The sequence below is a fragment of the Castellaniella sp. genome (genome assembly GCF_036379515.1).
Taxonomy (GTDB): domain Bacteria; phylum Pseudomonadota; class Gammaproteobacteria; order Burkholderiales; family Burkholderiaceae_B; genus Castellaniella.
Genome location: NZ_DASVGN010000024.1, coordinates 16,731 through 40,503 on the forward strand (window position 1 = coordinate 16,731; position 23,773 = coordinate 40,503).

General features: G+C 59.7%; 27 protein-coding genes and 1 tRNA gene. 13 read left to right on the forward strand and 15 right to left on the reverse strand.

Going from position 1 to position 23,773, the window contains the following annotated elements:
* Positions 1–8: 8 nt before the first annotated feature.
* The 4 genes from VF285_RS07530 to clpS all read right to left on the reverse strand — a co-directional run bounded on the left by VF285_RS07530 (position 9) and on the right by clpS (position 5,665).
* Positions 9–1,667: an intermembrane transport protein PqiB gene (locus VF285_RS07530; RefSeq protein WP_346952001.1), complete on the reverse strand. Its 1,659-nt coding sequence runs from the start codon at positions 1,665–1,667 to the stop codon at positions 9–11.
* On the reverse strand, positions 1,660–2,883 hold the full coding sequence (locus VF285_RS07535; RefSeq protein ID WP_346952002.1) for a paraquat-inducible protein A: 1,224 nt from the start codon (positions 2,881–2,883) through the stop codon (positions 1,660–1,662). The genes VF285_RS07530 and VF285_RS07535 overlap by 8 nt, the downstream gene beginning before the upstream one ends.
* Positions 2,883–5,201, reverse strand: coding sequence for an ATP-dependent Clp protease ATP-binding subunit ClpA (gene clpA, locus VF285_RS07540; RefSeq protein ID WP_346952003.1), 2,319 nt, complete (start codon positions 5,199–5,201; stop codon positions 2,883–2,885). Before clpA ends, VF285_RS07535 begins: the two co-directional genes overlap by 1 nt.
* A 140-nt stretch (positions 5,202–5,341) precedes the next feature.
* Positions 5,342–5,665, reverse strand: a complete 324-nt coding sequence (clpS, locus tag VF285_RS07545) for an ATP-dependent Clp protease adapter ClpS (RefSeq protein ID WP_346952004.1) — start codon at positions 5,663–5,665, stop codon at positions 5,342–5,344.
* A gap of 133 nt (positions 5,666–5,798) precedes the next feature.
* Between clpS and VF285_RS07550 the strand changes: the two genes are divergently transcribed.
* Positions 5,799–6,038 carry a cold-shock protein gene (locus VF285_RS07550; RefSeq protein WP_346952005.1) on the forward strand — a complete coding sequence of 80 codons (240 nt, stop codon included), beginning with the start codon at positions 5,799–5,801 and terminating at the stop codon, positions 6,036–6,038.
* 13 nt (positions 6,039–6,051) lie between these two features.
* Positions 6,052–6,552: a DUF192 domain-containing protein gene (locus VF285_RS07555; RefSeq protein WP_346952006.1), complete on the forward strand. Its 501-nt coding sequence runs from the start codon at positions 6,052–6,054 to the stop codon at positions 6,550–6,552.
* 100 nt (positions 6,553–6,652) lie between these two features.
* Here VF285_RS07555 and VF285_RS07560 read toward each other — a convergent pair whose 3' ends face one another.
* Together VF285_RS07560 and xseA are read right to left on the reverse strand one after the other, a co-directional pair.
* Positions 6,653–7,231 (reverse strand): superoxide dismutase, encoded by a 579-nt coding sequence (locus VF285_RS07560; protein ID WP_346952007.1) that lies wholly within the window; start codon positions 7,229–7,231, stop codon positions 6,653–6,655.
* Positions 7,232–7,290: 59 nt separating this feature from the next.
* Positions 7,291–8,541, reverse strand: coding sequence for an exodeoxyribonuclease VII large subunit (xseA, locus tag VF285_RS07565; protein WP_346952008.1), 1,251 nt, complete (start codon positions 8,539–8,541; stop codon positions 7,291–7,293).
* A gap of 313 nt (positions 8,542–8,854) precedes the next feature.
* Here xseA and VF285_RS07570 point away from each other — a divergent pair, with 313 nt between their 5' ends.
* From VF285_RS07570 to rpsT, 9 genes are all read left to right on the forward strand, one after another.
* The gene (locus VF285_RS07570; protein WP_346952009.1) at positions 8,855–9,463 is read left to right on the forward strand and encodes a MotA/TolQ/ExbB proton channel family protein; all 609 of its coding nucleotides are present in this window, start codon (positions 8,855–8,857) and stop codon (positions 9,461–9,463) included.
* Positions 9,460–9,873, forward strand: a complete 414-nt coding sequence (locus VF285_RS07575) for a biopolymer transporter ExbD (protein ID WP_346952010.1) — start codon at positions 9,460–9,462, stop codon at positions 9,871–9,873. The genes VF285_RS07570 and VF285_RS07575 overlap by 4 nt, the downstream gene beginning before the upstream one ends.
* Positions 9,870–10,940, forward strand: coding sequence for a tetraacyldisaccharide 4'-kinase (lpxK, locus tag VF285_RS07580; RefSeq protein ID WP_346952011.1), 1,071 nt, complete (start codon positions 9,870–9,872; stop codon positions 10,938–10,940). Before VF285_RS07575 ends, lpxK begins: the two co-directional genes overlap by 4 nt.
* 39 nt (positions 10,941–10,979) lie before the next feature.
* Positions 10,980–11,162, forward strand: coding sequence for a Trm112 family protein (locus VF285_RS07585; RefSeq protein ID WP_346952030.1), 183 nt, complete (start codon positions 10,980–10,982; stop codon positions 11,160–11,162).
* A complete protein-coding gene (gene kdsB, locus VF285_RS07590) occupies positions 11,159–11,932 on the forward strand; it encodes a 3-deoxy-manno-octulosonate cytidylyltransferase (RefSeq protein WP_346952012.1) in 774 nt (257 codons plus the stop codon). The genes VF285_RS07585 and kdsB overlap by 4 nt, the downstream gene beginning before the upstream one ends.
* Before the next feature lie 78 nt (positions 11,933–12,010).
* Positions 12,011–12,679 carry an adenylate kinase gene (gene adk, locus VF285_RS07595; protein WP_346952013.1) on the forward strand — a complete coding sequence of 223 codons (669 nt, stop codon included), beginning with the start codon at positions 12,011–12,013 and terminating at the stop codon, positions 12,677–12,679.
* Between the two features lie 16 nt (positions 12,680–12,695).
* Entirely contained in the window at positions 12,696–13,454 is a 759-nt protein-coding gene (locus VF285_RS07600) for a 3-hydroxyacyl-CoA dehydrogenase (protein WP_346952014.1), read from the forward strand.
* A gap of 9 nt (positions 13,455–13,463) precedes the next feature.
* Positions 13,464–15,020 carry a murein biosynthesis integral membrane protein MurJ gene (gene murJ, locus VF285_RS07605; protein ID WP_346952015.1) on the forward strand — a complete coding sequence of 519 codons (1,557 nt, stop codon included), beginning with the start codon at positions 13,464–13,466 and terminating at the stop codon, positions 15,018–15,020.
* 68 nt (positions 15,021–15,088) lie between these two features.
* Positions 15,089–15,352, forward strand: a complete 264-nt coding sequence (rpsT, locus tag VF285_RS07610) for a 30S ribosomal protein S20 (protein WP_346952016.1) — start codon at positions 15,089–15,091, stop codon at positions 15,350–15,352.
* Between the two features lie 117 nt (positions 15,353–15,469).
* Here rpsT and argF read toward each other — a convergent pair whose 3' ends face one another.
* Positions 15,470–16,411, reverse strand: a complete 942-nt coding sequence (gene argF, locus VF285_RS07615) for an ornithine carbamoyltransferase (protein WP_346952017.1) — start codon at positions 16,409–16,411, stop codon at positions 15,470–15,472.
* A gap of 131 nt (positions 16,412–16,542) precedes the next feature.
* On the opposite strand from argF, the gene VF285_RS07620 reads away from it, so the two are divergent.
* Positions 16,543–16,860 carry a DUF3579 domain-containing protein gene (locus tag VF285_RS07620; protein WP_346952018.1) on the forward strand — a complete coding sequence of 106 codons (318 nt, stop codon included), beginning with the start codon at positions 16,543–16,545 and terminating at the stop codon, positions 16,858–16,860.
* Between the two features lie 94 nt (positions 16,861–16,954).
* Here VF285_RS07620 and VF285_RS07625 read toward each other — a convergent pair whose 3' ends face one another.
* The 8 genes from VF285_RS07625 to argG form a co-directional block, all read right to left on the reverse strand.
* A complete protein-coding gene (locus tag VF285_RS07625) occupies positions 16,955–17,854 on the reverse strand; it encodes a response regulator transcription factor (protein ID WP_346952019.1) in 900 nt (299 codons plus the stop codon).
* A 186-nt stretch (positions 17,855–18,040) separates the two neighbouring features.
* Complete coding sequence (gene csgH, locus VF285_RS07630; protein ID WP_346952020.1) at positions 18,041–18,352, reverse strand: curli-like amyloid fiber formation chaperone CsgH; 312 nt, start codon at positions 18,350–18,352, stop codon at positions 18,041–18,043.
* 101 nt (positions 18,353–18,453) lie between these two features.
* A complete protein-coding gene (locus tag VF285_RS07635) occupies positions 18,454–19,314 on the reverse strand; it encodes a hypothetical protein (RefSeq protein ID WP_346952021.1) in 861 nt (286 codons plus the stop codon).
* A gap of 74 nt (positions 19,315–19,388) precedes the next feature.
* Positions 19,389–19,907 (reverse strand): hypothetical protein, encoded by a 519-nt coding sequence (locus tag VF285_RS07640; RefSeq protein ID WP_346952022.1) that lies wholly within the window; start codon positions 19,905–19,907, stop codon positions 19,389–19,391.
* On the reverse strand, positions 19,904–20,899 hold the full coding sequence (locus VF285_RS07645; protein ID WP_346952023.1) for a CsgG/HfaB family protein: 996 nt from the start codon (positions 20,897–20,899) through the stop codon (positions 19,904–19,906). Before VF285_RS07645 ends, VF285_RS07640 begins: the two co-directional genes overlap by 4 nt.
* Positions 20,900–20,965: 66 nt before the next feature.
* Positions 20,966–21,310 (reverse strand): curli assembly protein CsgF, encoded by a 345-nt coding sequence (locus tag VF285_RS07650; protein ID WP_346952024.1) that lies wholly within the window; start codon positions 21,308–21,310, stop codon positions 20,966–20,968.
* Positions 21,311–21,838 carry a curli production assembly/transport protein CsgE gene (locus VF285_RS07655; protein WP_346952025.1) on the reverse strand — a complete coding sequence of 176 codons (528 nt, stop codon included), beginning with the start codon at positions 21,836–21,838 and terminating at the stop codon, positions 21,311–21,313.
* A gap of 261 nt (positions 21,839–22,099) precedes the next feature.
* Positions 22,100–23,443 carry an argininosuccinate synthase gene (gene argG, locus VF285_RS07660; RefSeq protein WP_346952026.1) on the reverse strand — a complete coding sequence of 448 codons (1,344 nt, stop codon included), beginning with the start codon at positions 23,441–23,443 and terminating at the stop codon, positions 22,100–22,102.
* A 129-nt stretch (positions 23,444–23,572) separates the two neighbouring features.
* Between argG and VF285_RS07665 the strand changes: the two genes are divergently transcribed.
* Positions 23,573–23,646, forward strand: a tRNA-Ala gene (locus VF285_RS07665).
* Positions 23,647–23,773: the final 127 nt, after the last annotated feature.

Below are 23,773 nucleotides of genomic sequence, written 5' to 3' on the forward strand. Positions count from 1 at the left end.
GTGGACTCCTAGTGCAGATGATCAGGGGCCTGGCCCCGCAACAGCACGTCAGGATGTGCCTGCAAAGTATCCGACAACTGGCGCAGGCTGCGCGCCGCTCGATCAAGCTCTTGCAGCGTTTCTTGCAAGCCTCCCACCAAAGGTGCGTCGGGACTCAGTGCCTGACTCACATGATCCAGCGAGCGCTCGGCCGACTTCAACGTCCGCGTGGCTTGCGGTGCGACCTGGCCGTTCAATCGCAACAGCAAGGCACGCAGCACCTTCAAGTTGGCCTGAAGCTCTTTGCCAATCCCATCCAGGGGCACTGCGTCCAACTTGGTCACGATGTTGGCCAGTTGCCCCTGCAGGCGATCAAAATTACCCGGGATGGTAGGCACCAGATAACCACTGGTAGTGGCGGGCGACTGCGGAACAGGGATGCCCTTCTGGTCGGGGAAAAAATCCAGCGCTACGTACTGCTGCCCCGTCAACAGGCTGGCCGAACGCAGTTGAGCCCGCAGGCCATGTTGAATCAGAGGCTCAAGCAAGGCCCGGCCTTCTTTACCATGCTCGGCCTTCACCAGTGACCGATACGCGTCACTGAACCGCATCGGATACACCAAGGCCCTGACCCGAACATAGAAGCGTTTGCGACGGCTATCGTATTCCACGTCGATGTCCACCACCTTGCCGATTTCAAGCCCATGAAAATCTACGGCAGCACCCACTTTCAGGCCACGCACAGACTGATCGAAGTGAAGTTCGATCGAGGTAGCCTTGCCGTTCGGATCAGCCAGAGCCAGGTCCCGCGTCGCGAACAACGTGTAGGTACTGTCGGCCTTGGCAGGAGTCAAATCAGCAACCCCATCATAAGAAGTAGATTCATCTGCCTGAGCGAACGCCACCCCGCCATTGAGAATCGCCGCCAATCCCCCTGTGCGAAGCTGTACCCCATCGGTCGACACCGAAAGATCAACCCCACTGCTATTCCAGAAGCGCGTGTCGCGCGTCACGAATTTGTCATAGGGCTTGCGCACGAAGATTTGAATTTTGACTGACCGGCCATCAGGAGCCATGGAATCACCCACTACGCGCCCTACCTCGACACGGCGGTAATACACGCGCGACCCCACGGACAGGGATCCCAAATCATCAGACTGCAGCACGAACCGGGTGCCTTCCTGTCCATTGAGGACTTCGGGTGGGTATTCCAATCCTTGAAACGAATAGGTCGGGCTGCCCTCGATACGGGTCGGAGCATCAACGCTCAGATATTCACCGGAAATCAGAGTATTCAGGCCCGATATGCCAGCAAGGCTTACCTGTGGGCGCACAATCCAGAACTTTGAGCCCTTCTGTGTGATGTACTGCGCGCCACTGCGCCGGAGCTGAACTTCAACCTGCACCTGGCGACGATCATCCGATACGCGAATGTGCTTGACCTCACCGACTTCCACGTCGCGATACCGCAACTTGGTCTGGCCGACCGCAAGGCCCGCTGCCGTTGGAAAGTTGATGGTAATTGTCGGCCCCGTGCGCACCCAGACCGAGGCCAATAGCGAAAGAGCCACCGCAAGCGCAAGCAACGGAACCAGCCAGACCCATGACCAATGCCAACGCCGCCTCGACACCAGAACAGGTATCGCAGGCTCCGGGAAAGATTCTATCGGCTGACCCTCTTCAGTCATGCACCCGCTCCCGCAATGATTTCCAGTCCCGTCGCGGATCATACCGCAGCGTCGCTGCCATGGTGAGGACTACGACCATTCCAAAATTCAAGGCTGCAGGTCCGATCTGGATCTGCGAAAGCCCTGGAAAATTCGCCATGGCGGCGAGCCACACCACAACGAATACGTCCAGCATGGACCATTGGCCAATCCGCTCCACGATTTCGTAAAGTCGCGTCTGGCGGCGGCCTTGTTCGACACTGGCTGGATCGGGATGCAGCAGCAAAAAGGCCAGGGCGAACAGCTTCGTCACAGGCACCATCACACTGGCGACGAACACAATCAGTGCGAGATCCCAGGACCCCACGCGCCAAAGCTCCAGCACCCCACCGAGAATCGTGTGATTGCTCCCACCCAGAAGGGTCTGCACCCGCATTACAGGAAGAAGGTTTGCAGGGATATAAAAAAGTGCTGCTGCAAGCACCAACGCCCAGACCTCTGCCCGATAACCTGGCCCGGCACCGCGCAACCTCCCGTGGCAGCGTCGGCACCGACCCGAAACAGACGACGGTTGTACATAACCACACTCGGCGCAGTCTACCCCCTGGCCCAGCACACCTGAGGCAGACACTCTCCCCCGGTCTTCAGCCAGGCGCCAAAGCGCATGCGCATCCCAGCGGCTCAACCCTGCAATCAGAAAAATCAGCGCAAAGAATCCGGGCAGACCGGGCCCGATCTGCACCTGTGCGAGCCCAGCAAGCTTCACGAAGGCCACCAGCATGGCAAGCACCAGGACTGACGCCATGGCCCAGGGAGTGAGCCAGCCCAGCCAGCGCAATGGTCTGCTCAGGTCGGGCAGGGGGCGGTGCGAAACAATCGACTGCAGTGCCCATAGGGTCAGCGCAATTCGCATGAGCGGGAACCAGAACCCGACCAGCCCCGCCATCACCGAGACGCCATAATAGCCGCGATCCCAGCTCAGCCGAAGGGCCTGCCAGAACGTGACGTTCACGTCCAAGCCAAGAATGGACAGGTGCGCGATCGGAAACGCCTGTGCCCAGGCAAACACGATAAGGCCCGCCCAAGCCAGTGCAACCCACTGCTCGGCTGACAGCCGACCTCGGCGATAAAGCTCGCAATGACAGCAATGGCACAATGCACGCCCACCTGGCTCTGGATCAACACGGCCGTGCACCGTGCCGCAGAACGAACAGGCAATCAGCGGCCGGTGCGGCATCAGTCCACGAGCTCAGGCTCCGGATGCGACGGAGCCGGTGCCACGCCAGCGTCACCCGAATCATCCGAGAAATTCAGAACGACATGGCCTTGGGCATCCAGGTCGACCTCGACCTGTCCTCCGTGGACCAGGCGTCCAAACAGGAGCTCGTCGGCAAGGGCACGCCGGATCGTGTCCTGAATAAGGCGCTGCATCGGACGCGCGCCCATGGCCGGATCAAAGCCTTCGCGAGCCAGATACGCGCGCAAGGCCGGCGTAAAGACGGCATCAACGTGCTTTTCGTGCAACTGGTCTTCAAGCTGCATGAGGAATTTATCCACCACTTGCATGATGACTTCGCGAGGAAGCGCCGAAAACCCGATGATGGCATCGAGCCGGTTGCGGAATTCGGGCGTGAACAGCCGCTTGATCTCGGACATCTCGTCGCCCGTGCGCCGCGGCGTCGCAAACCCGATCGTGTTGCGATTGAGGACGTCTGCACCGGCATTGGTCGTCATGACCAGAATGACGTTACGGAAATCGGTCTTGCGGCCATTGTTATCCGTCAGGGTGCCGTGATCCATCACCTGCAGCAAAATGTTGTAGACGTCAGGATGTGCTTTTTCGATTTCATCGAGCAACAGGACACAATGCGGCTGCTTGGCCACTGCTTCGGTCAGCAACCCCCCCTGATCGAAACCCACGTACCCCGGAGGCGCGCCAATCAGGCGAGACACTGTATGCCGCTCCATGTATTCGGACATGTCGAACCGCAGCAGCTCGATGCCCAGCACAAACGCCAACTGGCGAGCAACCTCGGTTTTACCCACACCCGTGGGGCCCGAAAACAGGAAGCAACCAATGGGTTTATCAGGCCGGCCCAGCCCGGAACGTGCCATCTTGATCGACGCCGAGAGAGCCGCGATGGCCCGATCCTGTCCAAACACCACAGCCGTGAGGTCACGCTCCAGCGTAGCCAGGCGATGCCTGTCATCGGTGGAGACGTTCTGCGGCGGGATGCGCGCGATGCGTGCCACGGTCGCTTGAATTTCGGCGCGTCCGATCAATTTTTTCTGGCGTGACTTGGGCAGCAGACGCTGTGCGGCACCCGCCTCATCGATGACATCGATCGCTTTGTCCGGCAGGAAGCGATCACTGATGTGGCGTGCCGCAAGCTCTGCCGCGGCCGTGATTGCAGCCCCCGAAAACCGGACCTGGTGATGGGCTTCGAAGCGTGCCTTGAGTCCGCGCAGAATCTGAATCGTCTGTTCGACAGAAGGCTCGGGCACGTCAATCTTCTGGAACCGACGCGCAAGCGCGTGGTCTTTTTCGAAGATTCCGCGATATTCGGTATAGGTGGTGGCGCCGATGCACTTCAGCTGGCCCGAAGAGAGCGCCGGCTTGAGCAGATTCGAGGCATCCAGAGTACCGCCGGACGCCGAGCCCGCACCAATCAAGGTGTGAATCTCGTCGATGAAGAGAATGGCCTGCCGGTTGTCCTTCAGCGACTTGAGCACCAGCTTGAGGCGTTGCTCGAAATCCCCCCGGTATTTGGTGCCGGCCAGCAATGCCCCCATGTCGAGCGCATATACCTGCATGCCATGCAGCACGTCGGGCACGTCGCCCTGCGTGATGCGCCAGGCGAGCCCCTCGGCGATGGCCGTCTTGCCCACACCGGCCTCTCCCACCAGCAAAGGATTGTTCTTGCGGCGGCGGCACAACACCTGAATGACGCGCTCGACTTCGTCTTCGCGGCCAATCAGAGGATCGATGTTGCCTTTGAGCGCCTCGGCATTCAAATCGGTGGAATAGGTTTCGAGCGGCGACTTCTGCTGCTCGGGCTTGGGATCGGAGGCCGGAGGATCTTGCCGCCCACCATCCGACGACAAAGGCTCTTCGGGGGCCTTGGTAATCCCATGGGACAGGTAGTTCACCACGTCGAGCCGCGACACACCCTGCTGGACCAGAAAGTACACCGCGTGGGAATCTTTTTCGCCGTACATGGCCACCAGCACGTTGGCGCCGGTGACGGCGGCCTTGCTTGAGCCGTTCGATGACACATGCATGATGGCACGCTGAATCACGCGCTGGAAACCCAGCGTGGGCTGCGTGTCGACTTCTCCGCCGCCTGGAAAAACAGGGGTGTTCTCGGCAATGAACTTGCGCAGGTCCTGGCGCAGCAACTCGACATCGGCCGCGCAGGCCCGCAGGACCTCGACGGCCGAGGCGTTATCCAGCAAGGACAAGAGCAGGTGCTCGACGGTGATGAATTCGTGCCGGGCCGCGCGGGCCTCGACAAACGCCATGTGCAGGCTGACTTCAAGCTCTTCGGAAATCACGCTTCCTCCATCGCATATCGGAGCGGATGAACCAATCCGTTGCCCCTATTCTATGACTAAATGACTGCAGGGTTCGCCACAGGGATTACCCGCCAGATGAGACTGGCAAACGCTTTCGGAGTTCCCGCCTACGCAACACACTACGGCGCGGGAACGGGTTCCATGAGGCACTGCAGGGGATGTTGTCCGGCATGTGCCATATGCAACACACGATCGACGCGCGTCGCAGCGACATCGCGCGTGTAGATGCCGCAGATGCCCCGACCCTGATGGTGCACCTGAAGCATGATGCGCTCAGCTTCGGCGTCGGCCTTGTGAAACACTACCTCAAGCACCCGCACAACGAAATCCATGGGCGTATAGTCGTCGTTCAGCAGCACTACCTGATAAAGCGGAGGGGGTGCCAGGCGAGCTGGAAGCGCGTCGCTCTTTAACTCACGCTGGTTTTGAATCACAGTGGACATACTTCAAGACTTAGTGATTTCCATAGTTGACTGAACGATACTGAATTCAGCATGATCGATGTATCCCTGTGGTCGCCCGCACCGGACGGTCAGAGGCGTATGAACCTTACACTATAGTCGAGAGGCAGTTTGCATGTCGGAATCCATCGAAAGCACCGAAGCGTCACAAAAGTTGGCCGGGACGGTTAAATGGTTCAATGATGCCAAAGGGTTTGGTTTTATTACTCCCGACAATGGGGGCGAAGACCTTTTCGCGCATTTCTCATCGATTCAAATGAATGGCTTCAAGACTCTCAAAGAAGGTCAAAAGGTTCTGTTCGACATAGCGCAAGGTCCGAAGGGCAAGCAAGCGCTCAATATTACGGCCGCCTGAGCCAGGAACACACTTGCAACTTTACTGCAATGCAGGGCCCAATCGGTGCCCTGCTTTTGGTCGTGCGCTGTCTTGGCTGGCCCTGGTCATCGCAATGCCAGCAGCGGCACAACCACCACTTCCCACGGTGTCACTTTCAATCGGCCACCACACGATTCAGGTAGAGCTTGCCGACACGCCCGCCCGCATGCGGGATGGCCTGATGGATCGGACTACGCTGGCCCGTGACGACGGCATGCTGTTCGTCCTCGGCCCACCCGATTCCGCATATTGCTTCTGGATGAAAAACACCCTGCTGCCGCTTTCCATCGCATTCATGGATACGCAAGGACGCATCGTGTCGATTCAAGACATGCAGGCTCAGAGCCTGCAACCGCACTGCCCGCCTTCGCCCATCACGACGGCGCTGGAAATGAATCAGGGATGGTTCACCACAAACGGGGTTGGGGTGGGCACACTCGTCAACGGCCTGCCTCCGCCACCCCAGCAACCCTGGTTCACGAAAACCCAATAAAAAACCACCGTACGCATGCACGGTGGTTTTTTAGTGAGCTTCCATACCCCTGGACACCAGACACCGCATGAGCAGTGACCAGAGGCCAGGCGAAAACTAATCAGCCCAGATTCTTCGCGGCGAAATCCCAGTTCACCAGATGCCAGAAATGCTCGAGATAAGACGGACGCGCATTGCGGTAGTCGATGTAATAAGCATGTTCCCAGACGTCACAGGTCAGAAGCGCCTTGTCGTTGGTGTTGACGACGGTACCTGCATTGCTGGTATTGACGATGGCCAGCGAGCCATCGGACTTTTTCACCAGCCACGTCCAGCCTGAGCCAAAGTTCGCGCCCGCTTGCTTGGAGAATTCGGCTTTGAATGCGTCGACGCCACCCCATTTGGCTTCCAGGGCCTTACGCAAGGCGCCGCTGGGTTCGCCGCCACCGTTAGGCGAGAGGCTGTTCCAGTAGAAGGTGTGGTTCCAGACTTGGGCGGCATTGTTGAACACACCGCCGGTGGCCTTGCGAATGATGTCTTCGAGGCTCAGCGCTGCAAGCTCCGTGCCCTCGATGGCGGCATTCAGTTTCGTGACATAGCCCGCATGGTGCTTGCCATAGTGATATTCCAGGGTTTCTTTCGAAATATGCGGAGCAAGCGCATCCAGTGCATATGGAAGCTTCGGCAGAGTAAAAGCCATGACATTTCCTTCAAAATCATTGAACGAATCGAAAGGGCGCGGGCCCAACGGGCTGGCACCTAGAGCGTATCCCCGCTACGAATCACGCGCGCAACAGCAAAGCCTCGCGCCAACTCAATATCGAGCGGCTCATCTGTCTTCAAGTCTAACGCATTTTGGGCCACTGTCCCGTCTCTTCGATGAACGATCGCGTAGCCACGCTGAAGGACCCCACGGGGGTCCAGCGCCTGCAGCATTCCGCGCGCCGCCCGCAAGCGCTGAGAACGCACCTCAAGCGGATACTGAGCCACCACCCGCAAGGCGTCTACTGCACGTGACAGCCGCTGGCGCCACTGCAGCACTTGCCGCGCCGGAGACACCAGTTGGGACGTTGCTCGATCCAGGCGCATCGCAGCCTGCTCAAGGCGCCGCCGCTGCCCACGAGCCAGTTGCTCGGTCAACACGCTAACCCGGCCCCAAGCCTGCAAGCGAGACACACAACATAGTTCGGCAGCCGCAGTTGGGGTAGGCGCCCGCAGGTCCGCCACAAAGTCGGCAATGGTGAAGTCGGTCTCGTGGCCTACCCCGCTGATGACGGGAATCGGGCTGGCGGCAACGGTACGCGCAAGGTTCTCGTCATTGAAGCACCAGAGGTCCTCGATGCTGCCCCCCCCACGAACGAGCAGCAGCACATCGACCTCGGAACGCAGGCTGGCAGTTGTCAAAGCGGTACACAGCTGCGCGGCGGCCTCCTGCCCCTGCACGGGGGCAGGATACACGATGACGCGCACGTGGGGAGCCCGCCGCTTCAACACCGACAGCACGTCACGCAAAGCCGCCGCGGCCAGCGAAGTGACAACGCCAACCACGCGCGGCATCTCGGGGATGGGGCGTCTTTTTTCGGGGGCAATAAGCCCCTCTTGCACCAAGCGGTCGCGCAACCGCAGGAAGGCTTCGTGCAAGTCCCCTCGGCCCGCCCGTCGCAATGTTTCGACTTGAACCTGATAATCCCCTCGGGGCTCATAAAGAGAGACCTGCACGCGAAATTCGCATCGGTCCCCGACACGCGGGACAAAACCGACAGACTGGGTGCGCCCCCTGAACATGACCGCACGCACTGCCGCTGACTCGTCCTTGATGGAAAAATACCAATGCCCGGACGCTGCCCGAGTGAAATTCGACACTTCTCCAGCAACCCATACCCTTGGAATCCCCGCTTCCAGCAAGCGGGCCACACGGTGATTCAGCGCAGAGACGCTCAACACCTCATCTTCGGCAGAGGAAGGTAGGCCAGATGCCACTTTTGAAGGGGGGAAATCAGAAAAACTCATTTAAACCTATCCACAGAAGCCCTAGCCTTGTCAAACACACCTGTTTTCAGGCCTGTCAGCTCAATTCATCAAGATCAACATCAACAAACGATCGCATGTTATTGATTTATATACGTTAATAAATATGCGCCAAACTGTGTAAAAAATAACCAATCGACTGCCAGAAGGCATGAATCATGCCGCTTGCGAACCTTGTACACAGAATTATCCACAGATTCTGTGGATACTGCGCACGGAGCCAGTCGTGGTGCGGATACTCGTCTTAAAATAACGGCTCGCCGCCGTGCGGCACTGTTTTCAAAGGAACTGGATCGTGCTGGACATCATCCAAGCTGCCGGCTGGCCGATCTGGCTGTTGGTCGCCACCTCGGTCGTCACACTGGCCATCATCATAGAACGCTTCCTGGCACTGCGAACCAGCCAGATCATGCCGTCGGGGCTGCCAGAGCAGGTACTCGAACTCATGCGCCGGCAACAAGACGAACCCGATGCCATCCTGCGTCTGGCGCGACGCAGCCCCATGGGGCGAATCCTTGCCGAGGTCGCGGCACAACGTCAACAGGATGAGGCCTGGCGCCTGTCGGCCATCGAAGACACGGGGCGCGACGTGTCCTGGCGACTGAACCGTTACTTGCCCACCTTGGCTACGATTTCGGTCATCGCGCCCCTGCTTGGGCTCTTTGGCACCGTCGTGGGCATGATCGAGATTTTCGGCGCCTACACGCCCAACAGCGGCGACCCCGGGCTTCTGGCTCATGGCATATCGATCGCGCTGTACAACACGGGATTCGGCATTCTCATCGCAGTCCCTGCCCTGGCGTTTCATCGCTATTTCCGTTCCCGGGTCGATTACTTCACACACACCATGGAGCGTGAAGCCGGCGCGCTGAATCGACTCATCAGCCGGCGCAACGCATCATGAACTTCCGGCCTGAAGGTACTCAAGAAGAACCTGAGATCAACCTGATCCCGCTCATCGACGTCTTGCTGGTGATCCTGATCTTCCTGGCAGCCTCTACGTCGTTCACGCAGCAGCGCCAGCTCAACGTGTCGCTGCCTCAGGCACAGGCTGACGCAATCGAGCAAACACCGACCTTGAATCTCGCCATCAGCCGGGATGGGCTCTATGCGCTGAACGGCAGCTACGTCAACGCCGACAGCGATCAGGCGTTGGCGGACGCCCTGCAACAAGCCGCCGCCGCGAAGCCCGACGCGACCCTGAGTATCGACGCCGACCGGCTGGCGACCCACGGTTCGGTGGTGCGCGCGCTGGAGGCTGCACGGTTGGCCCACATCACTCGCGTACATTTCCTCACCCAGGACGGCCCGTGAGGAGGTGGCTCGAAGACCTGCTGCTCGCGGCCTGGTGCCATAAAGGGCTCGTCAGCACGCTCCTGCTTCCTTTTTCCTGGATCTATGGGCTGATATCGCAGCACCACCTTGCGGGTCAGGCGCAGCGCGCCTGGCGCGCGCCGGTTCCCGTCGTGGTCATTGGGAACATCCTCTTGGGTGGCACGGGAAAAACACCGGTCGCCCAGGCGGTCTGCCAGACGCTGCTCGCCCAGGGATGGAAGCCTGGCCTCATCAGCAGGGGCTACGGCACACGGATAGGCCCCAAGCCCCATCTGAGCGACGGTGGAGGCTCAGCATCTCACCTCGGTGACGAACCCGCACTGCTCCACGCAGCTACAGGAGTCCCCGTCGCCGTACACCCGAACAGAAGCCTGGCCGCCCGCCACCTGCTGCACACTCATCCAGAAGTGGACGTCCTCATCGCCGACGACGGACTGCAACACCGGGCCCTGGCCCGAGACGTTGAAATCGCGGTCCAGGATGGGCGCGGAATCGGCAACGGGCGCCTACTTCCTGCGGGGCCTCTGCGTGAACCACCTGGCCGCCTCTCCAACGTGCAATGGATCGTCACGCAACTGGGCTCGAATGAAGTGCAGCGCACGCCCACGCAACAGGCCGGGACGGCACCGATGGTCGCGCTGCGCCTGGTGCCCAAGCAGTGCCGGCAACTCGCAAACGGAGGACACACCCTGACATGGTCACAATGGCGCGCACAGTTTCCCGCCACTGAATGCGGCGCAGTGGCCGGGATTGGCCACCCTGAGCGATTCTTTTCCATGTTGCGCACGCAAGGCGTCAAGCTCGTGCAGACACTGGCCCTTCCGGACCACGGCACGCTGAACGCCACGCACCTGAACGGATTTGCGGCAAGTCCCATCCTGATCACGGCCAAGGACGCCGTCAAATGTGCACATCTGGATGATGCCCGCCTCTGGGTCGTGGAAGTGGCCGCGCAATTCGACGACCCATCGTGGCTGATCACCCTGGGCGCTCAGCTGCGCCGCCTCCAGGACCGTCGTACGCACAAGCCTGGCGACAGGCATTAAACTGTGTCTTTTGTCACTGGCTGCCGCACCCCTATTCCCATGGAAAACCGTCTGTTGCAGATCCTCGTGTGCCCTGTCTGCAAGGGGCCCTTGCGCTTCGATCGCGAGCGCCAGGAGCTGGCGTGCCTCGCAGATCAGCTCGCCTATCCCATCCGCGACGGGGTACCCATCATGCTGCCAGACGAGGCCCGCGTGCTTGACACTGCCGCCCACGGCGCATGAATTTCACCGTCGTCATCCCGGCACGAGCAGAGTCCACTCGGCTCCCTGGCAAGCCCTTGCTCGACATTGGCGGGCTCCCCATGGTGATCCGCACTGCACGTCAGGCGGCACTCTCAGGGGCGTCACGGGTACTCATTGCCACCGACGACCCGGCCATTGCGGATGCAGCGCACGCGCACAAGGTCGAGGCCCTCATGACACGCCGCGGCCACCGCACAGGAACCGATCGCCTGGCAGAGGTCGCGACGACGCTGGGCCTCCCAGACGAAGCCATCGTCGTCAACGTTCAAGGTGACGAACCGCTCATCGAGCCCACTTTAGTCGATGCTGTAGCCAATCTGCTCTCACAGCGCCCTCAGGCCGCCATCGCCACGTGCGCAAGCCCGGTCCGCGACGCCGATACCCTGTTCGACCCCAACGCCGTCAAAGTGGTGTGCGATACACGAGGCCGCGCGCTGTACTTCTCCCGCGCCCCCATTCCCTGGCACCGCGACGCACTGGCTGACGGCCAACAGCGGCTCGCACCCGGGTTGCAAGCCTGGCATCACATTGGGCTCTACGCGTACCGGGCCGGGTTTCTGCGCCAGTACCCGACCCTCCCGGCTGGGTACCTGGAGCAGGTCGAATCCCTCGAGCAGCTGCGTGCCCTGGAACAAGGCTTTGAGATCGTCGTGCACCAGACACAATCTGCACCGGCCCGCGGTGTCGACACCGTGCAAGACCTCGCCCGCGTGCGTGCGCTGTTCGGCCCAGGTACACCCAAGAATTGACACCCGACCATGCGTGGGGGCGCTCCTTGCGGCATAATCGGAAAAATTTCAAGAATTGATGAACTTTCGGAGGAAATCATGCGTTTGATCCTGCTGGGCCCCCCAGGGGCGGGTAAAGGCACCCAGGCAGCTTTCATCACCGAGGCATTCGGAATTCCACAAATTTCGACGGGCGACATGCTGCGGGCAGCGGTCAAGGCGCAAACTCCTCTTGGCCTCGAGGCCAAGAAGGTCATGGACAGCGGCGGACTCGTGTCGGACGACATCATCATCGGGCTGGTACGCGACAGGCTCCAACAACCGGACTGCAAGGGCGGCTACCTCTTCGATGGCTTCCCCCGGACGATTCCCCAAGCGGATGCGCTGAAATCAGCGCACGTTGCCCTGGACTGCGTCATCGAAATCGCTGTCCCCGAAGAACAGATCATCGAACGCATGAGCGGGCGCCGTGTTCACGTTGCCAGCGGGCGCACCTACCACGTCAAGTTCAACCCCCCCAAACGCGAGGGATTGGACGACGAAACCGGTGAAACACTGATTCAGCGCAACGACGACCGCGAAGAAACCGTGCGCCACCGCCTGTCGGTGTACCGAGACCAAACGCGACCTCTCGTGGACTACTACTCTGGATGGGCTGCCACCGGAGACCCTGCGGCACCCCAGTACGCCAAAATCTCTGGCGTGGGTTCCGTGGACGAAATCCGCGAGCGCATCCTCAACATCCTGCGCGCCTGTCAGGCCGCGTGACTCGTCGGACACCTCCATGGACATCGAGCACAAGCAATTCATCATCACCGGTGGGGCGTCCGGACTAGGCGCAGGGACGGCGCGCGCCCTGGTGGCACGGGGGGCCAGTGTCGTTCTCGCCGACGTGCAGGATAAGGCGGGCCAGGCACTGGCCCGCGAACTCGGACAGACCTACGTGCACTGCGACGTGACCTCCGAAGAGGACGCTCAGGCTGCCGTTTCCACCGCCACCTCCAGCGGCCCACTCTGGGGGCTGGTGAACTGCGCAGGCATTGCGCCTGCCGCTCGTATTGTCGGCAAACAAGGTCCCCATGAGCTGGCGTTGTTTCGCAAGGTTATCGACATCAACTTGGTGGGCAGCTTCAACATGGCGCGCCTGACTGCTGAAGCCATGACCGCAAACACACCAGAACCCACCGGAGAGCGCGGCGTACTCATCAACACGGCCTCGGTCGCTGCCTACGATGGTCAAATCGGCCAAGCCGCCTACGCCGCCTCCAAGGCCGGCATCGTCGGCATGACACTCGCCATTGCGCGCGACCTGTCGCGGTCCGGCATTCGCTGCATGACAATCGCCCCCGGCATCTTCGGTACGCCCATGCTCTTTGGCATGCCTCAAGAGGTCCAGGATTCGCTGGCAGCCAGCGTGCCCTTCCCTTCTCGCCTGGGTCGTCCTGAAGACTATGCCAAGCTGGTCATCAGCATCCTTGAAAACGATATGCTCAATGGCGAAACCATCCGCCTGGACGGCGCCATCCGCATGGCGCCCAGGTAACCTGCCTGCATGAGTCTGCTGCGCTCGGCCGCCACCATCAGCGGCCTGACTTTGTTTTCTCGCGTCACTGGCATGGTGCGCGACGTGCTCATCGCAAGCGTCTTTGGTGCGGGTGCGCTCACTGACGCTTTCTGGGTGGCCTTTCGCATCCCGAATCTGCTCAGACGCCTGTTTGCCGAAGGTGCCTTCTCTCAGGCATTTGTCCCCATCCTCGGAGAAGTGCGTGAACGCGGCGACCGCCAGGCCTTGCGCGTTCTGCTGGACCGCGTCGCTCTGACGCTCTTCTTCACGCTATGCGGAGTCACCGCCGTGGGCATTCTGGGGGCTTCCTGGGTGGTGACGGCCATGGCCAGCGGCATGCGGCACGCATCGCGGACCCACGAGTTTTCAGAGGCCGTCTGGATGACGCGGCTGATGTTCCCCTACATCATCTGCATGTCTCTGATTGCATTCGCCTCGGGTGTGCTCAACACATTCAGCCGATTCGCGGTCCCAGCCTTCACGCCCGTTCTGCTCAACCTCTCCATGATCGGCGCGAGCCTGTTGCTGGCAGCCCGGATGCAGCAGCCCATTCACGCACTCGCCGTCGGTGTCCTCATCGGTGGTGTGCTGCAACTGGCCGTTCAGTGGATCGCTCTAGGCAAGTTGGGGCTGCTGCCACGGTACGGCTCGGGGCTGCGCAATGCCTGGCAGGACCCCACCGTGCGTCGAATCCTGCGCCAGATGCTGCCTGCGACCCTGGGAGTGTCGGTGGCGCAGCTCTCACTGCTCATCAATACCAACATCGCCACATGGCTCGCACCCGGCAGCGTGACCTGGCTTTCCTTTGCCGATCGCCTCATGGAATTTCCCACGGCGCTTCTGGGAGTGGCGCTGGGCACCGTCCTGCTTCCGAGCCTGTCGGCCGCGCATGCCAACCACGACCAGGCGGGATACAACGCCTTGCTGGATTGGGGACTGCGGCTCGTGCTCCTTCTGGGGTTGCCGGCTGCACTGGGGATGGCACTGCTCTCGGACGGCCTGGTAGCCACACTCTTCAACTACGGCGCCTTCAATGCACACGACGTGGCGCAAACTCAGGTAGCAGTCATGGCCTACTCAGTCGGCCTGCTGGGCCTTCTGGCCATCAAGATCCTGGCGCCTGGCTTCTACGCCAAGCAGGATATCCGCACCCCTGTCAAAATCGGCGTGGCCGTCCTGATTTTCACGCAACTCCTGAACGTGGTGTTCGTCCCGTGGCTGGCTCACGCAGGCCTCGCGCTTTCGATTGGTCTGGGCGCGAGCGCCAACGCACTCAGCCTGGTGGTTCTACTACGCAAGCGCGGCATCTATGTGCCCCATCCAGGCTGGCCGATGTTTAGTATGCGACTGATCCCCGCATTGGGGGCTCTGGCGATCGTTCTGCTCTGGGCTCAGCGGCACCTTGACTGGATCTCCCTGGGCCATCACCCCGGTGAACGCGTGGGCTGGCTCCTGCTGGTGCTGCTGGCTTCGGGCCTGGTCTACTTCAGCACTTTGTTTTTATTCGGTTTTCGGCCGCGCGACTTTACACGAAGACGCCTGTAAGATAGAATCTTCAGTCTTTCGCGTTCCAGTTCAAACGGCGCACCTACTTAAATTTCGAACAATACCCTATGGCCAATTCTGCACAAGCTCGTAAACGCGCCCGCCAGGCCGTTGCCCACAATAAACACAACGCCAGCATGCGCTCGATGCTGCGCACGGCCATCAAGCGTGTGCGCCAGGCGATTGATGCGGGTGACCAGGCTGCTGCCAACGAAGTCTTCAAGCAAACCAGCGGCGTGATCGATCGCGTTGCCGACAAACAGATCATCCACAAAAACAAGGCAGCTCGCCATAAAAGCCGCCTGTCGGCCGCTATCAAGGCACTGGCCTGATTCCGAAGCGCGCTTGAACTGCTAAAAAAGGGTGCCTGTTGGCACCCTTTTTTACTGCGCAACCCTCTGTTCCGGAAGTCCGCCGGTCATCCACAGGCAGTGGGCTTTCTGTGCACCTCAGGCGCTCTGGTGCCCCAACAACAGAAACTCCATCAGAGCCTTTTGCACGTGCAGACGGTTCTCGGCCTCATCCCAGACGACGCTCTGCGCGCCGTCAATGACTTCGCCCGAGACCTCTTCACCCCGATGGGCAGGCAAACAGTGCATGAAGAGCGCATCAGGCTTGGCCACCGACATGAGCCGGGCATCGACTGACCAATCGGCAAACGCCAGGCGGCGCGCCTCGTTTTCGGCCTCGTAACCCATGCTGGTCCAGACGTCGGTGGTCACCAGATCAGCGCCACGACACGCATCCAGGGGATCGTCAAACTCCTGCACCACAGAGGCAGGGAGCTGCCCCACCCGCAAAGGGTCCAGACGGTACCCGATCGGCCCCGATACCTGCAGCTTGAAGCCCAAGAGCTCTGCAGCCTGCAGCCAGGTGTAGGACATGTTGTTGGCATCCCCAATCCAGGCCACGGCCTTGCCACGGATGGGACCCCGGTGTTCCACAAACGTCAGGATGTCAGCCAAAATCTGGCACGGGTGATATTCATTGGTGAGGCCATTGATCACCGGTACCCGTGAATGCGCCGCAAAGCGTTCAATGCGGGTTTGCTCGAAAGTGCGGATCATGACGAGATCCACCATGCGTGATATGACCCGCGCCGTGTCCTCGATGGGTTCCGAACGCCCCAGTTGAGATCCCTGAGTCGTCAGGTAAATGACCGAGCCGCCCAGCTGATACATGCCTGCTTCGAACGACACACGGGTACGAGTGCTTGCCTTTTCGAACACCATGGCCAAATTGCGATCATGCAAAGTATGGTGCGGCAAATAGCGCTTGAACTTGTCCTTGATGACGCGCGCGCGATCGATGACGTAATGGATCTCGTCCTCAGAAAAGTCACGCAGCTGCAAGAAGTGACGCAAAGGCCCTGTGGGAGTGGCGGCAGACATGGAAAACCCGACGTAAAGGGTTCATCTTACCGTGCGACTGAAACGCACGCAAAACGATGATCGGATACAATGCGCGGCGAGGAGGGTTTCATGCGCCAGACTCTGGGGCGCGTCCCGTCTTTGGAATCCACATGAGCGACCCTGTCCAGCATCTGATCATTCACGGTAGAACCCTGGAAGGCCAGCGGTTTAGACCTAGTGACTGGGCTGAGCGCCTGGCAGGTGTGCTGTCGCAGTTTCGCCCCCAGGGCTCTCTCCGTAACCCATTGGCCTACTCGCCATATGCGACTCCCCGAGTACTGGATGGGGTGCCCTGTGTTCTGATCGACCATCGCCTTCGACAACTTGAACCTTTGGCCTGGAAGTTCGCCTGCGATTTCGCCGCCAGCAACCACTTGCAGACGACCGACGAAACCGACCAACCTCCCAAAGCAGCCGCGGAGTCCTGAATCCGCTGTGGCGATCTTTATGGCTGTCTTCAACAGGCTTTAACCAGCCTATCGCTCCTCCTTTTGGTGAGAGCCGGTGGCCACGTGTCTGAGATCAACAGCACATCTGCCGTGGCAATGTATCCTCATCCGATTGGTCGGGGGTGAGCCCCATCGTCGCCCCCTTGGAAAACGCCCTCACAATGGCGGCGTGCCGACTATGGACGGACAAGCGCTTGTAAATTGCATCCACGTGAGTCTTGACGGTGGAAGCCGCTATTTCAAGCTCGCGACTGATGTGCTTGGCCGAATAGCCTCGCGCCAGTAAAACCAGGACATCGTACTGACGCGCTGTCAGGCCCAGCAGTGCCGACTCACGCTGCACCACGGCAGCCGGAATTGTTGGCCGTATTTCGGCCAAATGTGAGCCGCCCCTGCGGCGATCCCCCCGAAATGCCATCAAAAAGGCCTGCGGAAGCTGCGGCTCCGGGCCACGATCAGGTAAGGAATTCGCCGGAGGCTGAGGAGGTGGCCGACCGGCAGCCAGCTGGTCGTACCAACGGCGCCTGGGGCGGTGCGATCCGGCAGGCGCCCCGGCACCATCAGCCGAATCTGGCCGGTATGCCGCGCCAGGCATTGGAAAACACTTGCCGCCCGCCAATACGAGCTGAATGGAGCCGATCAGCACGCTGGCCTCGGCGTACTTCGAGACATAACCCGACAAACTGGCCGGCAGGGAAGAGAGATCACACCTCAGGACCGGCTCCTCGGTGAGCAGCACTATGAATTTCGGCGCGTGATTGATGACGGCCGCCTCGACAACCTCGAGGATGCGGTCGGTGGCATCCGGCACAGCCAACAATGCCAAGTCGCAGGGAATCTTCGCCGCAGACTTCGCGAAGAGCTGATCGTAATCCAGGCCAGTGCAGTTGATCCCTGGTAATGCGTCTCGCAACAAGTGCCCAACACCCAGCCGAATCAAATGGCTAGGCTCCACCACAATCACCGATGTCATAGGCGTCCTTCCCTGCCACACAGTGTCCCGTTTGGTGAGTTCCGATAGCTGAATTCGAGGCATCATCCGAATTCAAGAGCACAAACTCACCAAACGAGACACCAGGACACTTGTACGGTCAGGACGTTTATAGTAACAAATATTTCGTATTAGGATAACAATTTACACTTTTGAAATCTTTTGCAGTCAGCGCGGACATTCGAACTGGTAGGTACCAATTGTGTGGCCATTGGCAGCAATAATCAGCTGGATGGTGCACCGATCGTGCGCACCGACATTCAATGAAAAGCGTGACAGTGCAGTAGGCTGACCCGCCCGCACTGTGGCGCTGCCCCCCTGGCTGACCGACGACGACCCACCGGCCCCGGCCTGGGCGACCTTGACCTGGTACCGCAACGTCTCATCGACCTTACTGACGACGGTAGGCACGACAACAGCCGGATGCGTATCCGGAACCGTTTCCAGCCATACCTGAAGATTGATATCAGCTGCAACCACGATTGCCCTCCAACGATTACGCGCTGCATCGACAAACACAAGCGTATAGCGTCGATGCAGCGCGTCTCCGGGCCAGAGCCTGGCCCGGAACACTTCAAGGTTTAACGGCTTTGAGAGATATGTGCCACGTTGCCGACCCCCGACTGGACCGCGACTGCGGTCAAATTGGACCCGACTTGGGTCGGAACCGGGCCCGTTTGCGAGATCACTGCATTATTACCGACGCCACCCTGCAGAACGAATGCGCTGGAGTGCGACACGTGGTCTTGCGTGATTCCAGCATCGTTGGCAATTCCAACCTGATACACGCTGGCACCGGTGACATAGCCCGACGCCGTCTGCACCACATTACTCTTGTTGCGGACCCCTGATTGCACCACGTCGATGTGGTCACCTGAGCCGCTCTGCGTGGTCGCACTGTCGTTCAATACACCAGACTGATATACGTTCGTCAGTGTGCTCGTACCGCTGGACACCTGCTTCGCAACGCTCTTGTTCCGAGCGCCGGATTGGATGATGTTCATCTCACCGGGGTTTTGACCTTCTTGCAAGACGCTGCTGTTGTTGGCCGCACCGCTCTGGATGACTGTGGCCGTTACCGCACCTGAGCCGGTCTGCTGTACATCACTCAGATTCACAACACCAGATTGAAAGACATTGGCGACCTTGGTGCCAGTCCCTTCGTTGTAGCCCCGCTGAAAGATCGTACTGTTGTTGCTGGCGCCGGACTGATAGGTACCCGCCTGCAAATTCGCGGCATTGCTGGACTGATCGACCGAGGCGTGATTCGTGGCGCCCGCTTGCCCGATGACGGCGGTTGCATCACCGTTGAGGGCCTGAGTGATGGATGCGTCGTTTGCGACACCACTCTGGTAAGAGGTTCCGGATTGGGCCGCGAAGGCAGACGATCCGGCAAAGGCCAACGCGACGCTGGCTGCAACAACACAAAGCTTGGTTCTCATGAGGTCTCTCCTGACATACGATGGGACCATGGTTACCAAGAATCCGGAGGTCCCCTACCCGGATCTTGGATTCTTCAGCGAATGACCAAACTGGTTCTGCCTATGCCAACCTGATTCACCGTCTGAACCGGCAGGCCGGGCGTGAGCTGGATGACGACAGCCTTGTTCAACAAGCCAACCTGGTTGACGCTGGCCATCAGGTTGTTGCCGAACTGCCCAACGAAAGCATCATTACCCACGCCATACTGGCGGACGGCTGCGACATCATTGACACCGGCCTGAATGATGCCCGCAACATTCCCCGATCCATACTGCGTTGCAATGGCGGCCTCATTGAGGCCAGTCTGAGTGATGGTTGCCATATTCAGGCCGCCCGTTTGAGCGATGGTGGCGGTCTTGCTCGCACCGCGCTGTGAAATGTACGCGTCGTTCTGGACCCCGACCTGGGTCGTCACGGCCATGACACCTTCGGGACTGGCCAGATCGGGGTCGGCACAATATGCGGTGACAGGAAGCGCGAGCAGCGTGCCTGTGGCGAGAAGGGTGGAAAACGTCCTACGAACGCTGACAGCGCGCATTACGGTGGCCTTCATGATTTACTCCCGATCGAATTGGGCGAGACCGCGTCCGACGCAACGCCCCAGTTCCCGCTCACGGCCGAGCCATCGCCGGCCTGATCCGGACTCGCACGCAGCGTCACCGTAACCTGATCCTTCTGCGCTTTCAGGTAGTGCTGGATCAAGGGCGATTGCCAGTCAGCCGGATTCCGAAGCCGCCAGTGGTCGTTCTCGATACCCTGCAGGGTCAGATGCACTACGGCGGCGTCGATGGCTTCACGAACGGCCAGTTGCGCGGGCTCGTTGTGGGTCATGCCGCCCTCGGCCTCGAGCAAGTCATAGAAGTTGACGAAGCGGAAGTAACTGGGGTGAACCTCATACGAATAAATGGTCTTGGTAGTCGACACGTTATCGATGACTTCACCGGTCTGGACGTTGACGGCGCGCAGATTTACCGTGACTTGGTCGACGCTGTATTGAGTGGACATCCCTATGCCCAGGAACTTGGCACCCAGACCGCCCGTACGAACGTTGCTGTCGTAACCGATGATGCCGCCTTCAAGAATGATGGATGCTGGCAGCAGATTGTCCACACCGGGCCCATGCCGGCCCTGCTTGGCGTCCGCATCCACCACGGCACGCAGAACGCGTCGCTCGGTGAGTAGCGACTGCAGGCCTTCACGTTCAACCGGCACATACCAACCTGAATCCTTGAGTGCCTTCATCAGCATGGACGCCGCACCCTGAGTGACCGCGGTCGAAAATGCGCTGTCCGGTGTCGGCTTGTACTGCCCCGTCTCATCTCGGAACCCGTAGACCGCCACGACGATCTTGCTCACGGGAGGGGGCAGTTTCTTGAGATCCAGCCCGGTGGGCGTTGGCGGGGTCAGCTGGGCCGCACCCGAGACGCCTATGGGCGTTTGCGTGACGGCCGCGCAGGCACCCAGAGCAAGAGTGCAGCAAACCATCATGCACAGGCGCAGCGCGCGTATGCGGGGCAGAGCAAGCGAAAAACTGCGTAGATTCATGAGAGCCAGCCTGTCACGTTGGGAGTTGGGGTCCACGTCAAGAAGACGAATTGAGGGCGCTTGACATCAAGGGGTCTGACTCGAGCTCAGCGTGCTCGGCTCCGCCTTGCAGCTTGCTGTCGCACTACAAATGGCCTCCAGTTGGTTGCCGATTCTGTCCAGTGAGCCGCCGAGATCGCTCAAAGAGGAAAGATCCAGACTGGCCAGTGGGTTGGGCGAACTGCGGCTGCTTTCCTGTTGTGCAATACCCATCAGGAAACTGCCATTGAACGCATCGCCGCCGAAGGATGGATTCACAGGCTTGTAGGTCAATTGGGCCGCAAATGCCGGCGACACCGCGAAAGCCACCACCGAAGTCGAAAGCAGCACTACCAGGGCCTGCCAACGAAAAGAGACATGCAAGTACTTCATCTAGAACTCCTCCGGGGCCAGGTCACGATCTGTGTAGAGCCTGCGCTGCTCTTCCAGTTGCGTGATGCCTTGATGAACAGCTTCAACAGCCTGCTTGGCAATTCCACGGACCCGAGAGCGGGCCGGCGAAAGGAAAGTATGAAAGAGCGGCCGATCACGATAGATGACCCAGATTTCGCTGCCATACTTCGCAGTGGGTCGTTCTGCGACGTTCAGCGTAAATTCGGAGTCGGGGTACAACGACCGCCATACCGCCGAAAAGTCCGTGTAAAAATCCCACCCGAGCACCGTCATGGTCCGATTGATGACGATCCCGCGCAGCGGATCTCGCTGCAAGCTCCCGCCATTCAGGGGCACGTCGGGCAGCATCTTGCCCGCTGAGTTCTCGGGCTGCGCCTGAGCCGCGTGCGCCTGAGCCGCGTGCGCCTGAGCCGCGTGCGCCCCTATGGCTAGAACAGCCGAAAGAGCCAGCAGCACCAAAGAGGCCCAAGGGCCGCGCCCCCACACACAGGAAAGTCGAAGAGTCATTTAGCATTGTGTCTCTACGTCAGTTCAGACCAGCATCGCAATGTCATGGAATGCAACACTTATTACGATGCTTCACGAACACCAAGTCTAGAGACCCTGCGCGACCTGTGGAATCGAGTTGAATGACTAGCCATTTGGCGGAGGCGAAAGCCTGATCTACATCAAAAGATCTAGTACTTGATGTGGATGAGTCAGCGGCACGGCCACAAAAAAGGGGCTGCTTCTTCAAGCAGCCCCCTTTATCCCTGATTACCCAGGCAGCTATTCGTCCTTGCCGCCCTGCTTGAGCTGCGGGATGTCGGATGCACCCGTCTTGGCCAGCAAGCCTGCCTGCGTGTACGTGAACAGCTTCTCGCGCGTGTCAACGATATCCAGATTACGCATCGTGAGCTGACCAATGCGATCCAGCGGCGAGAACATGGATTCCCCTTTTTCCATCGTCAGACGATCAGGGTGGTAGGTCAGGTTGGGAGACCGGGTATCAAGCAGCGAAAAATCATTGCCCCGTCGAAGCTCGATGGCGACTTCACCCGTAATGACCCGTGCAACCCAGCGCTGTGCAGTTTCGCGCAACATGATGGCCTGCGGGTCGAACCAGCGCCCTTGGTACAGCAGACGGCCCAGCCGGATACCATTGATGCGGTATTGCTCGATGGTGTCTTCGTTGTGGATACCCGTGACCAGGCGCTCGTAAGCAATGTGCAACAGCGCCATGCCTGGCGCCTCGTACACGCCGCGGCTCTTGGCCTCGATGATGCGGTTCTCGATCTGGTCGCTCATGCCCAGGCCATGGCGGCCCCCGATGCGATTGGCCTCAAGCAGCAACTCAACCGGGTCGGAGAATTCGACGCCATTGAGCGCCACCGGCTGCCCTTCGTGAAAGCGCACGGTGACTTCTTCAGCCTTGACGGATACGTCGGGCTTCCAGAACGCCACACCCATGATGGGGTCGACGATGCGGATACCAGAATTCAGCTGTTCAAGATCCTTGGCCTCGTGGGTGGCACCCAACATGTTGGAATCCGTGGAATAGGCCTTTTCCTTGGACATCTTGTAGTCGAAGCCGTTTTCTTGCAGGTACACCGACATCTCGGCACGACCGCCGAGTTCGTCGATGAAACGCTGGTCCAGCCAAGGCTTGTAGATCTTGAGATCCGGGTTGGTGAGCAGGCCGTAGCGATAAAACCGCTCAATATCATTGCCTTTGAAAGTGCTGCCGTCGCCCCAGATGTGGACGTCATCTTCACGCATGGCCGACACCAGCATGGTGCCCGTCACGGCACGCCCCAAAGGCGTGGTGTTGAAATAAGTGACCCCGGCCGTGGAAACATGGAAGGCATTGCACTGCAAGGCCGCAATGCCTTCAGCCACCAACTGGGCTCGGCAATCGACCAAGCGTGCGCCCTTTGCCCCATAGCGCAGAGCCTTGCGCGGGATTTCGTCGTAGTCGGCCTCGTCCGGCTGCCCCAGATTCGCCGTGTAGGCGTACGGCAGGACCCCATTGTTCTTCATCCACAACAGCGCGGCGCTCGTATCGAGGCCCCCCGAAAAGGCAATGCCGACCTTCTGCCCGACCGGCAGACTCTCAAGTATGGTTGTGCTCATGGGATCCGAAAATGACAGAAATAAAAATCAATCTGACATTATATCGTCTGCCCCCATGCAGGCTGTTCAAAACAGGCCCTAGAGGCGACTGCAGCACAAAATTTCTGTGCTAGAATGCACGTCTTTCGGGGACGTAGCTCAGCTGGGAGAGCGTCGCGTTCGCAATGCGAAGGTCTGGGGTTCGATCCCCCACAGCTCCACCAAATTCAGGTACTTACGAAAGGCCTATCCATCTGGAGTGGGCCTTTTTCGTATCCGCGTGTACCTAAATTTGTACCCATTGCGGCAGCGTAGAAGCAGCGTTGATGCGGCCTTGTGTACCCATCCGTG

Bases quoted from the DNA above. Each gene is read 5' to 3' on its own strand.
- adk (WP_346952013.1), top strand. From the start codon at position 12,011: ATGCGTTTGATCCTGCTGGGCCCCCCAGGGGCGGGTAAAGGCACCCAG.
- clpS (WP_346952004.1), bottom strand. From the start codon at position 5,665: ATGTCCACTGTGATTCAAAACCAGCGTGAGTTAAAGAGCGACGCGCTT.
- VF285_RS07535 (WP_346952002.1), bottom strand. From the start codon at position 2,883: ATGCCGCACCGGCCGCTGATTGCCTGTTCGTTCTGCGGCACGGTGCAC.
- VF285_RS07600 (WP_346952014.1), top strand. From the start codon at position 12,696: ATGGACATCGAGCACAAGCAATTCATCATCACCGGTGGGGCGTCCGGA.
- kdsB (WP_346952012.1), top strand. From the start codon at position 11,159: ATGAATTTCACCGTCGTCATCCCGGCACGAGCAGAGTCCACTCGGCTC.
- argF (WP_346952017.1), bottom strand. From the start codon at position 16,411: ATGTCTGCCGCCACTCCCACAGGGCCTTTGCGTCACTTCTTGCAGCTG.
- VF285_RS07650 (WP_346952024.1), bottom strand. From the start codon at position 21,310: ATGAAGTACTTGCATGTCTCTTTTCGTTGGCAGGCCCTGGTAGTGCTG.
- VF285_RS07620 (WP_346952018.1), top strand. From the start codon at position 16,543: ATGAGCGACCCTGTCCAGCATCTGATCATTCACGGTAGAACCCTGGAA.
- rpsT (WP_346952016.1), top strand. From the start codon at position 15,089: ATGGCCAATTCTGCACAAGCTCGTAAACGCGCCCGCCAGGCCGTTGCC.
- VF285_RS07655 (WP_346952025.1), bottom strand. From the start codon at position 21,838: ATGACTCTTCGACTTTCCTGTGTGTGGGGGCGCGGCCCTTGGGCCTCT.
- xseA (WP_346952008.1), bottom strand. From the start codon at position 8,541: ATGAGTTTTTCTGATTTCCCCCCTTCAAAAGTGGCATCTGGCCTACCT.
- VF285_RS07550 (WP_346952005.1), top strand. From the start codon at position 5,799: ATGTCGGAATCCATCGAAAGCACCGAAGCGTCACAAAAGTTGGCCGGG.
- murJ (WP_346952015.1), top strand. From the start codon at position 13,464: ATGAGTCTGCTGCGCTCGGCCGCCACCATCAGCGGCCTGACTTTGTTT.
- VF285_RS07585 (WP_346952030.1), top strand. From the start codon at position 10,980: ATGGAAAACCGTCTGTTGCAGATCCTCGTGTGCCCTGTCTGCAAGGGG.
- VF285_RS07575 (WP_346952010.1), top strand. From the start codon at position 9,460: ATGAACTTCCGGCCTGAAGGTACTCAAGAAGAACCTGAGATCAACCTG.
- VF285_RS07640 (WP_346952022.1), bottom strand. From the start codon at position 19,907: ATGAAGGCCACCGTAATGCGCGCTGTCAGCGTTCGTAGGACGTTTTCC.
- VF285_RS07645 (WP_346952023.1), bottom strand. From the start codon at position 20,899: ATGAATCTACGCAGTTTTTCGCTTGCTCTGCCCCGCATACGCGCGCTG.
- VF285_RS07635 (WP_346952021.1), bottom strand. From the start codon at position 19,314: ATGAGAACCAAGCTTTGTGTTGTTGCAGCCAGCGTCGCGTTGGCCTTT.
- VF285_RS07560 (WP_346952007.1), bottom strand. From the start codon at position 7,231: ATGGCTTTTACTCTGCCGAAGCTTCCATATGCACTGGATGCGCTTGCT.
- argG (WP_346952026.1), bottom strand. From the start codon at position 23,443: ATGAGCACAACCATACTTGAGAGTCTGCCGGTCGGGCAGAAGGTCGGC.
- VF285_RS07625 (WP_346952019.1), bottom strand. From the start codon at position 17,854: ATGACATCGGTGATTGTGGTGGAGCCTAGCCATTTGATTCGGCTGGGT.
- VF285_RS07530 (WP_346952001.1), bottom strand. From the start codon at position 1,667: ATGACTGAAGAGGGTCAGCCGATAGAATCTTTCCCGGAGCCTGCGATA.